Below are 10,540 nucleotides of genomic sequence, written 5' to 3' on the forward strand. Positions count from 1 at the left end.
TGACAACGCGATCAGCACTGCAACGGCCTACCGTTACCTGCACGAAGGCATCGACGTCCTCGCCGCGGCCGCACCCGGCCTGCACGGAGCCCTGCTCGCCGCCCGCACAGCCGGGCACACCCACGTGAATCTCGACGGCACCCTGATCGCCACCGACCGGTGCCGCGCGCTCGGCCTCACCCCCGGGGTCGACCTGTGGTGGTCGGGCAAGCACCGCCGCCACGGCGGGAACATCCAGGTCCTCACCGCACCTGATGGATGGCCGCTATGGACCAGCGACGTGCGGCCGGGCCGCGAGCACGACACCCGCTGCGCCCGTACCCACCCCGGGCTGCTCGAGGGCCTGGCCGCGTTCACCGACGACACCCACGCCGCGCTGGGCGACCTCGGCTACGAAGGCGAAGCCGACCGGCTCACCGTGCCCATCAAACTCGCCCCCGGCCGCGGGCAGACGGTCAACCAGCGCACCGTCAACACCCTGCACTCAGCCCTTCGTGCTCTGGCCGAACGCGGAAACGCCCTGCTCAAGACCACCTTCGCCGCGTTGCGGCGAGTCACGCTATGTCCCTGGCGCACCGGCGCGATCACCGCAGCTGCGCTCGTACTACTCCACACCGAGTACGACCGCACGACATGATCAACCCGCTACTGAGAACACCTCAGTGTGCGATAAGGGACCGACAATTCTTCAGCCCTCTAAGCCAGGCGCAGCGGAAACCGACAAGAACGCGTTGCCGACCCGGCACAAGCGGTACGCCCCTCGAGAATCGGGCCGAGGTCGAGGCGTATGCGCTGCTCAGCTGTCGGTGGATGCCGGCCGTGACTGGGGTAGCTGACGGAGTGGCCGGATGAGGCGGACGAGCATGGTGTGCAGGGCGGTGGTGTCGCCGGCCAGCGAGAGCGCGGACGCTCGGTTGTTCTCGGCGGGGTCCATCGTGGTCCAGCGCAGCTCGTAGCCGGCGTCGTGGGCGAGCTGGGCCAGGAACGCCCGCTGGGTGCGCCCGTTGCCCTCCCGGAACGGGTGCAGGGCGTTGATGTCGCCCAGCAGCTCGGCCAGGCCGGTGACGAAGCCGTCAAGGTCACGCCCGCGCAGGACCTGCTCGGAGTGGAGCCGACCGAAGATGTCGGCGGCGAAGGTCTCGAGGTGTTGAGGGAGGCAGAACAGCTGTCCCTTGCCGATGGACACGGTGCGCAGCTGCCCGGCCCAGTCGTAGAGGTCGCTGAAGATGTGGTGGTGGAAGTCCTGTAGGTGGTCCAGGTCGTAGCGCCCGGGTAGCGGCTGCTGGCGCAGCTCGATCAGGCGTAGCGCGGTGAGCTCGGCCTCGGCCTGGGCGAGCTCGGCCGGATCGGTGATCCCCAGCCGGTTCCGCAGAACGCCGGTGTCGAGGTCGAGGTAGGGGTCCGGGCCGGTCAACGGCGGTATCGAGCCAGGACACGCTCACGAGCCTCGCCGGTGCTGACCGAGCCGGCGGCGACACCGTCGAGCAGAGCCAGGCCCTCCGCGCTGGGCTCCAGGCCCTCGGCGCGGACCGATGCGAGGGCCTCGTCGACATCGGCGCGTCGCTGCGCGGCCCCGATGAGCTGTTCGTAGCGGGCCACCGACATCACCACCGCCTCGGGCTTGCGATGAGCACCGACGAACACCGGCTCGGCCTCGGGCTCCTGCACCCGCTTCAACGTCGCCGCCAACGCCGTACGGAACTCACGAAACGACAACACCTCGGGCACCCACACCCCGCTAGCGTACCCGAACATGCACACACTCGAGTACGCGAGACGGAGCTCGACCGGACGATGCTTGGTCGTGGATTACTGGTCACGGGGGCTGAGCCGCAGGCGGGCTCGCTCTGCTGTCAGCCGACGGACCTTGCCGTGGTCGGCTCGACGCTGCCCGTATCCGGCGTCGTCGGGACGGGAGCAGCCGGCCTGGGCGTCGTAGGGAGAGGCTCTGTGGCCGGGGGCGGGGTGGTCGGCTCGGGGCTGCCCTCGTCGGTCGGCCTCGGAGCCGTCGGTGAGGCTGGCGGCGAGGATGCCGGCGGCGGCACGGTCGACGGTGGAGTCACCGGTGCCGGGGCGGTCCCGGTCTGGGTGCAGAGGTACTGCTTCGACGACGCGATCTGGGTGCAGGTCAGCACGATGTTGCCGGTGTTCGGCCGGGTGCCGGGCACGGTCGGCGGGGGCGGCAAGGACATGGTGGGTAGCGGCGGGAGCGTCGGCCGCGGCGGCTGACTGGCCTGCGCTTCCTGGCACGCTGTGAGCAGTGCGACGGCGGCGAGGACACCGGCGATGCTGGCGGCCCGGTGGGCGCGGGTGGGGAGCGGGTGCATGACTCTGACGACGTGCGGCGGTTCCGGCTGGTTCGCGGCCGATCGGCGCAATTCGGGCGAACGGTTTGGCGGGGCTGGTCAGTAATTCTTCGTCAGTTGACGGAAGGAGGCGGACATGAGCGTCAGCCAGTGGGACGCGGCCGCCATCAACCTCTACCAACGCTTCTGCGCCGGTGACGTTACCCCGGCGGAGATGGCGGTCGAGCTTCCGCCGATCTGGCGGTTCCGTTCTGATCGCGATCCCTTGCACGGCCCCGTGGCCTGGCAGGCCATGGTCGAGCATGCTGGGTACTTCTGTTGGGGTCGGGAGGGGCGCAGGCCCGGTCGGCGGCCGAGGCGGCGCCACCGACTGTTCCGGGGGGCGGTCCCTCAGCGGCGGCAGGGCATGTCGTGGACCACGAATCCGGCCATCGCCCGATGGTTTGCCGAGCATCGGCAGGTGCCCGCTGAGATCGGCTTAGGACGGGTGTGGGTCGCGGTAGTGGAACCGAGTCGAGTCCTGGGATACCTCCACCACGAGCGGGAGTTCCTCGTGGACGCCACCGATCTCGCCGTTCGCCCCTGGACCGGCTCCGACTCCGGTCCCGTCGTCCGAACCCGGCGGTGGATCGCCGACTACGCCTACTGGTGAACAGGTGAACCCCGCGGGTTGCCTGGGTAAAGAGCAGTTCAACAACCTTGATGATCCGCAGGTCCGAGCGCTAATGACAGGGTGACGCGGCCGATAAGCGGTACGTGACTACGCCGCAGAGCCCCTACCAGGGCCACCCCCAGCAGCAGCCCTACTACGGCCAGTACCCGCCCCAGCAGGGCGGCCAGTACCCGCCGCAGGGCTACCCGCCCCCGCAGGGCCAGTACCCGCAGTACAACCAGGCCCCGCAGATCCCGCCGCCCGCGCCGAAGAAGAAGCGCACCGGGCTCAAGGTGACCCTCGGGATCCTGGTCGCGATCGTCGTCATCGCGATCGCCACCGGCGGTGGCGGCGACGAGCAGGCCCCGGCCACCGCCTCGGGAGATGCGAACGCTGCCCCTGCCGCCGCCGGTGCCCCCGCGAGCGGGGACCAGTCGGTGAAGTTCGGGCAGGAGGCCACCTCCGGGGACCTGGTCATCTCGGCGTCCGCTCCGGAGCAGGTCACCGAGTTCGGCATGACGCAGGCGTGCTCGACGGTCACCTACAAGAACAACGGGTCCAGCCCGGCGTCGTTCAACCCGTTCGACTGGAAGTTCACCACCCCGGCCGGGGTCGAGGCGTCCGCGTCGATCCCGTTCAACGCCGGGGCGAAGGCGCTGAACTCCGGTCAGCTCGCCCCGGGCGGCACCACCTCGGGGATGATCTGCGGCGACCAGCAGACCACCGACGTCAACGCGGTGAAGTACGCACCCTCGTTCAGCTTCTCCGACCCGATCACCTGGACGAACTGACCTCCCTCCCCCGAGCTGCGCGCCGAAAGCCGGGGTAGTCACGCACAACGACACGGCGCGCAACCGAGGCCCCCGCTGCAGCAACCCTGCGGCGGGGGCCTCGTCATCTCCGCGGCAGGCCCCGACGCCATCGAGCCGGCTGCGCTGTTCGACGACGGGTCTCGACGTCGCCGCGAGACCAGATCTCCAGGCTCAGGCGGATCCCGAGGGGCTCGCGTGGGGCTGCCGTAGCGTCGCGGCGATGCCTCCGTCCACCTCCGTCTCTTCGACCAGCCAGGGGCGCCGTGAGCTGGGGGACTCGCTGGCCCTGACGCTCACCTCGGTGTTCAACTCCGTCGCCGGCCTTCTGGGGTTCCTGATCGCGGCGTGGGTGATGCCCCAGGACCAGGTCGGGCGGGCGACGGAGTTCGTCTCGGCCATGCAGCTGATCGGCGGCGCGGCTCAGCTCAACCTGGGCATCGGCATCATGAGGTGGCTGCCCGGGGCGGGCCGCAAGTCCGTGCGGCTGGTGTTCGGCAGCCTGTTGCTGATCATGCCGTTGTCCGGGCTGGCCGGTCTGGTCTACGGGCTGCTCGTCCCACGGGTGGCGCAGGTCGCCGCCGGCGAGGGCCCCTTCGGGCTCGGCCTGTTGCTGCTGGTGCTGGGCTGTGCCGGGTGGGGCGTGTTCGTCGTGCACGACTTCGTCATGGTCGCCGCGGGCCGGCCCTGGCTGGCGGTCTGGCGCAGCGGGACCTTCGCCGTGGCCCGGATCGGCCTGCTCGCAGTGCTCGGGGCAGGCCTGGCATCGCAGGGCATGGTGCTGTCCTGGGTGATCCCGGTCGTGGTGTGGATCGGGGTCGGCACGATCGTGCTGTGGTTCCTGGTCCGCAGATTCGCCGCCGCGGGCGGGCCCGGTGTCCTGCCCAGCCGGGCCACGATGGCCGGGTTCCTCGCCCCGACCGCGGTGGCCCAGCTCGGGGCGGTACTGCTCTACAACCAGATCCCGCTGCTGGCGAACTTCCGGATGGGCAACGCCATGGGCGCGGTGTTCTTCATCGCCTGGCAGGCCACCGTCGTCATCGACACCGCCGCGGTGTTCTTCACCAACTCGCTCGCCGTGCAGACCGCACGCGAGCCCCACCGCGCCGTCGAACTCGCCCGCAGCACACGACGCCGCATGCTGGTGCTGTTCGTCCCCCTCCTCGCCCTGGGCGCGGCCCTGGGCTGGCCGGTACTACGGGTACTCGGACCCGGCTACACCGTCGGCGCACCGATCATCGCCGCGCTCATGGTCGGAGTGCTGTTCCGGCTCGTCGTGGTCTTCGAGCTCGCACGACGCCAGGCCGACGGCGACGGCACCGGCTACGCCCGCCTGTCACTGCTCAACTGCGGCCTGGTGGTGGCCATCGCCTCGCTCACCCCGCTGCCCGACCCGGCAACGACACACCCCGCGCTGGTCATGCTGCCCTTCGTCCTCGGCTACGTCGTCGTCCAGGCCGCCTTCGCTGCTGTCCTGACGATCACCGACCGGCGGGCACACAACCGCACCTCGGCCCGGTCCTCTTCCCGGGCCCCAGGGTGACCATTCGCGTGGCCCTTGGATGACAGGTGCGGCAGATATACTGGAGGTCCGCGAGGGAAGGACCGCCCATGGTGAGTTCGAGAACGGCGACCACCCCGGAAGACGTGGTTGCCGACCTCCCGCCGCAGCAGTGGAACAGCGACACTGCGGTCAGCTACGAGGCCGCGCAGGAAGCGATCAACGAGGTCCTCGCCTGCTACGTCGCGCTGCTCGAGCGAGAAGGCACGAAGCCGGCGCCCGACCGCGAGCGGATCGAGGACCTGCGGGCGCGCATCGCTGACTGCGCGCACCAGCAGCGCGTTCTGTCACCGAAGTACCCCGGGGAGCTCGCAGCAGTCCGTGGCAGCTACAGCCGTCGCCTCGCCGAACTGCGAGACGAACTGGGGTGAGCTCCGGTAGCGATGACGTCGCTCGCTATCGGCTCAGCGAGGCGGACAACGAGCGCATCTTCCGCGATCTGATCGGGCCGACCCGCTTGTCGGGCTACCAGCGTCAGGACCGGCCGGTCGTGGTCGTGCTGATGGCTCAGCCGGGTGCCGGGAAGTCGAAGTTCGCCGGCGAGATCCGCGACGCCCTGCGCTCGGACGGTGGTGCTGTCGAAATCGACAGCGACCTCTACAAGCCGTTCCACCCGCAGTACGCCCACCTGATGAAGACCGACGATCAGCTGATGGCGGCCGCAACCCGGGCCGACGGTCGAGCCTGGATGGGCAAAGCCCAGGACTACGTGCGCGAGAGCCGGCTGCACGCGATCTTCCACGAGACCGCGCAGGATCCTGCCGAGTCCATGCGGACCCTGCGCGACTACCGCGCCGCCGGCTACCAGGTTGCCGTCATTGCTCTGGGCGTCCACGAGAGCCAGAGCCAGCAGGGCGTCCTGCACCGCTATCAGGAGCAGGTCAACGACCGAGGCTCCGGACGACTGACCGTCCCCGCGAACGCAGAGCGCAGCTACCGCGGCATCGCCGACGTCGCCGCGGCGATCGACGAATCCGGCGCGGCCGACCTGGTCGCGGTCTACCGGCGCACGGTCGACACAACCGGCCCCGCGTACATCAACCGCCTCGCCAGCACAGGCGAGTGGGCCGGTCCTCCACAGTTCGCGGAAGCGCTTGAAGCTGAGCGCAACCGGCCGCTCAGCGCAGACGAGGTCCGCAACTTCCAGAGGGTCCAAGACCGCCTGCGAGTAACGCTGCCTGAGGACCTGCAGCCGTGGCTTCGGGATGTCGACCGGCTCGCGCAGACGGTGCTCGCAACCACCGAGGACTCTCAGGCGAGATACCGGCTCTGGGACGCGGCGCGCCGGCGTGGACAGGCACCGGAGATGGAGCACCCGGCAGCCGCTGTGACGCAGCTGCAGCAACGAACGGTGCCCAGCGACGAGCAAACCCGGCTGCAGCAGCGACGTCTGCGTCCGCGCTGACGGGGCGTTGCTACCGCCGCTGGCCTCGCGACTCACCCCAGGAGCCAGGCACTGTTCCTGATGTGGTGCCGTTCCGGCGGATTTCTGAAAGATGGCGGGCGTGTCGCGCTGTCCTGGTTTCAGAAAACCGGGCAGGATCATCGCCATGGCGAGAAGACCAACAGGGCGCCCGTCGAAGGGCCCGCGTGCAGTGGTTCTTCCACGGGTACTGCTGGCCGACGATCTTGCGCTCAAGACGCTGGCCACCAACCTCGGCTGGTACGTCTCCGAGACTGCCGCGAAGCTCATCAACATCGGGCTCCAGCACGTTGACGAGCTCCCAGACGAGTTGCCTCTTCGTGTCCCCACCAGCGAGTCGACAGACTTCACCGCCCGGATCCCTCTCACCGACGACCAGGTCGTCCGCGAGATCGCCCGGGAACGCGACCGCAGCATCTCGCTCGTCGCCGGCTCACTGATCCACCTGGGCCTGCGCTACCGCAACGAGATTCCGGGCCAGATCCCGGTTCAGTACAACCGCCCGGAGCAGCCTCTGACCAAGGCCTCCTAGAAGAACGAGGCGGCCTCCCTGCCAGGAGACCGCCTCGGATCGTTCTCGCGTCAGCCGGTCCTACACCCGCCTGATGCCGTAGCCCCGGCGAACCGGGGCCGTTACCCCACCTGCGAAGAAGGGGCGCTTTCGCGTGTCCAGGATACATCCTGGGCCGGGAGCCAACCACCACAGACACGGGGCGAATTCGTCGTGCCCGGAAAACCGCCGCTCACCAGCGGCGGAGACCGGGTTCTGCATCCGCTGCTACGAGCACGGCGCGTTCACCCTGGCCTCCGGCCCCACCTCCGACCTCTGCCTGATCCATCAGCTCCCCCTCGGCGCGCAACCACCCGCCGGCGACTTCGGCATCCGCTACGCCACCGAGGCCCGACGCACCCCTCGCGGCCGCGCCGCCCGCCCGACGTCAGGCCCGACCAGCGGGCCCGGGCGCCCGAGCCGCGCCCGGCCTCCCACCGCCAGGGCGCGCGTCCGCGGTGTCACCCGCGCTCGCGCCCGACACGCCCGCGGGTTCACTCCGCATCCCGGGTGGCGCAACTTCATCGACCGCGAGTGGCGGGTGCTGACCTCCCAGCCCGAGGCCCTCGACTACATCGCCCGCCTCGTCGACGACGAGGAGTGGCGCTCGGACAAGCGCGCCAGCTGGTCGGCGATCCTGCGCCGCCTGGTCTGCCACATGGACTGGGACACCGGCCTGATCACCGGGCTCACCACCGACCGCCTCGGCGCCGCCGGCGGCCGCGCCGCCCGCACCGTGTCCCGCGTCCTGGCCTGGGCCCGCGACCGCGGCCTGCTCGTCGTCGTCGAAGCCGGGGCCAGCGCCGAGTTCCTCGGCACCGATACCGGCCGCACACCGACCTACGCCCTGGTCACCCACAGCCCCCTCCCCCAGCTCACCACCCCGACCGACCACACACACGAACACCCAGCTCAAACCACTGTGGATAAAAGTGGCGACCTCCCCACTTCTCACGTGAGTCTTAAGCCCTTGTCGGGCGGCGGACGGTCAGTGACCACCCAAGCGGGCAAGTGGCACCCCTACGACGTCCCCGACACCCCCGGTGCCAGAAACCAGGCCACCCTCACCCTGCTCATGCTTCTCGGCCTAGGAGGCCGACAACGGGGCACGATCGACATCTGGCGTGCCCGGTCGCTGCTCAAGCCGTGGTGGGAGGCCGGCGCGACCGTCGCCGGACTGCGCCACGCGCTCGAACACCACCCCGACCACCCCGACCGACCGCGTGGACCAGTCACCACCGGCGCCCGGGACCCCCTGCGGGTCATCGGCGCCCGCCTGCGCCCCTGGCAGGGACGCCTCGGCGAGATCCGCGCCGTACAGATCGGCCGGATGCGCGCGAGCACCGGCAGCGGGCCCACCCCTCCTGCGCCGCTGTCGCCGGTTCTGCGGGACCGGCCGGCGGGACAAGGGGCGCGGATGGCCGCCAGGGAAGCGCTCAGCGAGCACCTCCGCGAGCTGCGCGAGGCCCGCGACCTCCCGTCGAGCCATACCCACCGAAACCCGCACCGGTCCGGGACGAGGACCAGACGAACCCGATGAGCTGGCCGCGCTCCGACCACAGCAGGACCCTCCAGCCCCGAGCAGAGCTCGGGAGGGGTCCCGAACGAGCGCTCCTAACTGTGATGTCCAGGGAGGTTAGTCAGCCTGGTGACCGGTGGCTGGCCGCCGATGGCGGAGTGAGCGCGGTGATGATTGTAGAAGTGCATCCAGCCGGGTAGGGCGTCGTTGCGTTGGCGGGTCGACTCATGGAGTCGGGCGTAAGCCCAGCCGTCGGCCAGGGTCCGATGGAACCTTTCGATCTTGCCGTTGGTCTGCGGGCGGTAGGGGCGGGTTCGCTTGTGAGTGATGCCCAGCTCGGCGCAGGCGTCACGCCAGGCGTAGGACTTGTAAGCCGAACCGTTGTCGGACAGGACCCGCTCGACGGTGACGCCGCGTTCGGCGAACCAGGCCACGGCGCGTTCGAGGACACCGATCGCGGTGGCCGCCTTCTCATCGGCGCAGATCTCGGCGTAGGCGGTGCGGGAGTGGTCATCGATCACGGTGTGGACGTAGGTGGTCCCGATCGCCGGGCGGTAGTACTTGCCTCGTTGACCGGTGCGTCGTGCGGTGGCCGCCTGGTTGCGGAGGCCTTGCTGTCTTCCCAGGTAACGCCAGCCCCCGCCGTCGGGGATGTTGGCGAACTTGGTGACGTCGACGTGGATCAGCGAGCCGGGATGGGGGTGCTCGTAGCGGCGCAGCGGTTCGCCGGTGACCCGGTCGATGTGGGAGAGCCGGTTGATCCGGCAGCGCACCAGGACCGCGTGCACGGTCGAGGCGGCCATACCGAGCCGCCCGGCGATCTGGACCGGGCCCAGCCGGTGCCGCCAGCGTGGACCGTTCCCGATCTTGTAGACACCGGTCGTAGACTGCCGCTGATCGCAGCGGAGGGGATCGCGTGGCGACACGCCGCCATTTCACCCAGGAGTATAAGGACCAGGCCGTCAGTCTTGTCCTCGATTCCGGCCGAACAATCGCCGAGATAGCGAAGAGTATCGGCGTCCACGAGATGACGTTAGGCAAGTGGGTGAAGAAAGCACGCGAATCCGGGCAGGTCCCGGACACGGACCTGTCCGAACCGGAGCGGGCCGAGCTGGAACGGCTCCGCAAGGAGAACACGACCCTGCGAATGGAGCGGGACTTCGCAAAAAAAGTAGCGACCTGGTTCGCGAAAGAACAGCCGTGAAATACGCGGCGATCGCGGACTGGGCAACCGAGGGCGAGTATCCGGTCACGTTCATGTGCGCCCAGCTCGGCGTGGCCCGACAGGGCTACTACCGGTGGCTCAAGACCGGACCCAGCCAGCGGGAACGCACCGACGCCGAGCTCACCGACACGATCCGAGAGATCCACCACGACCTGCGCGGTGACCCCGGCGTGCGCCGGGTGTGGGCCGAGCTGGTCGCTCGCGGCCACCGGACCGCCCGCAAGCGGGTCTGGCGGCTCATGCGCGCCGCCGGCCTGCAAGGCCGCCACCCTCACACCTGGCGCAAGACGACCGTCGCAGGTCTACGCCCGATCGACGCCCCGGACCTGATCGGGCGTGACTTCACCGCCGAGGCTCCCGACACCCGCTGGTGCGGCGACATCACCTACATCCAGACGGTCGACGGCTGGGCCTACCTCGCCACCGTGATCGACCTGCACTCCCGCAAGGTCGTCGGCTACGCCGTGGCCGACCACCTGCGCACCAACCTGATCA

The 10,540-nt window shown here is 69.7% G+C and carries 13 protein-coding genes and 1 pseudogene; 11 read left to right on the forward strand and 3 right to left on the reverse strand.

The genetic code is table 11. The features are described from left to right. Positions 1–637, forward strand: a 637-nt coding sequence (locus tag Ae505Ps2_RS28880; RefSeq protein ID WP_084786544.1) for a transposase family protein, incomplete at its 5' end; no start/stop codon positions are given. 159 nt (positions 638–796) lie between these two features. Here the strand turns inward: Ae505Ps2_RS28880 and Ae505Ps2_RS28885 are convergent. Both Ae505Ps2_RS28885 and Ae505Ps2_RS28890 read right to left on the reverse strand, forming a co-directional pair. Beyond that, a complete protein-coding gene (locus Ae505Ps2_RS28885; protein WP_075334894.1) occupies positions 797–1,414 on the reverse strand; it encodes a Fic family protein in 618 nt (205 codons plus the stop codon). Next, entirely contained in the window at positions 1,411–1,755 is a 345-nt protein-coding gene (locus Ae505Ps2_RS28890) for a type II toxin-antitoxin system Phd/YefM family antitoxin (RefSeq protein ID WP_075313115.1), read from the reverse strand. The genes Ae505Ps2_RS28885 and Ae505Ps2_RS28890 overlap by 4 nt, the downstream gene beginning before the upstream one ends. Before the next feature lie 195 nt (positions 1,756–1,950). Between Ae505Ps2_RS28890 and Ae505Ps2_RS28895 the strand changes: the two genes are divergently transcribed. From Ae505Ps2_RS28895 to Ae505Ps2_RS28930, 8 genes are all read left to right on the forward strand, one after another. Next, positions 1,951–2,229 (forward strand): hypothetical protein, encoded by a 279-nt coding sequence (locus Ae505Ps2_RS28895; RefSeq protein ID WP_075313117.1) that lies wholly within the window; start codon positions 1,951–1,953, stop codon positions 2,227–2,229. Positions 2,230–2,442: 213 nt separating this feature from the next. After that, a complete protein-coding gene (locus Ae505Ps2_RS28900; protein ID WP_075554352.1) occupies positions 2,443–2,958 on the forward strand; it encodes a hypothetical protein in 516 nt (171 codons plus the stop codon). Between the two features lie 104 nt (positions 2,959–3,062). Beyond that, positions 3,063–3,749: a DUF4352 domain-containing protein gene (locus tag Ae505Ps2_RS28905; protein ID WP_075313121.1), complete on the forward strand. Its 687-nt coding sequence runs from the start codon at positions 3,063–3,065 to the stop codon at positions 3,747–3,749. A gap of 241 nt (positions 3,750–3,990) precedes the next feature. Beyond that, positions 3,991–5,310: a hypothetical protein gene (locus Ae505Ps2_RS28910; RefSeq protein WP_075313123.1), complete on the forward strand. Its 1,320-nt coding sequence runs from the start codon at positions 3,991–3,993 to the stop codon at positions 5,308–5,310. 68 nt (positions 5,311–5,378) lie between these two features. Further along, positions 5,379–5,699 (forward strand): hypothetical protein, encoded by a 321-nt coding sequence (locus tag Ae505Ps2_RS28915; protein WP_075313125.1) that lies wholly within the window; start codon positions 5,379–5,381, stop codon positions 5,697–5,699. Next, positions 5,696–6,733 (forward strand): zeta toxin family protein, encoded by a 1,038-nt coding sequence (locus Ae505Ps2_RS28920; protein WP_075313127.1) that lies wholly within the window; start codon positions 5,696–5,698, stop codon positions 6,731–6,733. Before Ae505Ps2_RS28915 ends, Ae505Ps2_RS28920 begins: the two co-directional genes overlap by 4 nt. 91 nt (positions 6,734–6,824) lie before the next feature. Next, positions 6,825–7,283 (forward strand): hypothetical protein, encoded by a 459-nt coding sequence (locus Ae505Ps2_RS28925; RefSeq protein ID WP_139320279.1) that lies wholly within the window; start codon positions 6,825–6,827, stop codon positions 7,281–7,283. 559 nt (positions 7,284–7,842) lie between these two features. Further along, positions 7,843–8,841, forward strand: coding sequence for a hypothetical protein (locus Ae505Ps2_RS28930; protein ID WP_075313131.1), 999 nt, complete (start codon positions 7,843–7,845; stop codon positions 8,839–8,841). Between the two features lie 74 nt (positions 8,842–8,915). On the opposite strand, the pseudogene Ae505Ps2_RS28935 reads toward Ae505Ps2_RS28930, so the two are convergent. Then, positions 8,916–9,671: pseudogene (locus Ae505Ps2_RS28935) on the reverse strand (IS481 family transposase); the annotation flags it as partial. A 65-nt stretch (positions 9,672–9,736) separates the two neighbouring features. Here Ae505Ps2_RS28935 and Ae505Ps2_RS28940 point away from each other — a divergent pair. Together Ae505Ps2_RS28940 and Ae505Ps2_RS32865 are read left to right on the forward strand one after the other, a co-directional pair. Beyond that, positions 9,737–10,024, forward strand: coding sequence for a transposase (locus tag Ae505Ps2_RS28940; RefSeq protein WP_075554354.1), 288 nt, complete (start codon positions 9,737–9,739; stop codon positions 10,022–10,024). Next, on the forward strand, positions 10,021–10,540 hold a 520-nt coding region (locus Ae505Ps2_RS32865; protein ID WP_212567727.1), incomplete at its 3' end, for an IS3 family transposase. The genes Ae505Ps2_RS28940 and Ae505Ps2_RS32865, both read left to right, overlap by 4 nt.

Source organism: Pseudonocardia sp. Ae505_Ps2, from assembly GCF_001932425.1.
GTDB lineage: Bacteria > Actinomycetota > Actinomycetes > Mycobacteriales > Pseudonocardiaceae > Pseudonocardia.

Excerpts from the sequence above, each read along its gene's own strand:
- Ae505Ps2_RS28890 (WP_075313115.1), bottom strand. The coding sequence starts at position 1,755 with ATGTTCGGGTACGCTAGCGGGGTGTGGGTGCCCGAGGTGTTGTCGTTT.
- Ae505Ps2_RS28900 (WP_075554352.1), top strand. The coding sequence starts at position 2,443 with ATGAGCGTCAGCCAGTGGGACGCGGCCGCCATCAACCTCTACCAACGC.
- Ae505Ps2_RS28910 (WP_075313123.1), top strand. The coding sequence starts at position 3,991 with ATGCCTCCGTCCACCTCCGTCTCTTCGACCAGCCAGGGGCGCCGTGAG.
- Ae505Ps2_RS28915 (WP_075313125.1), top strand. The coding sequence starts at position 5,379 with ATGGTGAGTTCGAGAACGGCGACCACCCCGGAAGACGTGGTTGCCGAC.
- Ae505Ps2_RS28925 (WP_139320279.1), top strand. The coding sequence starts at position 6,825 with ATGGCGGGCGTGTCGCGCTGTCCTGGTTTCAGAAAACCGGGCAGGATC.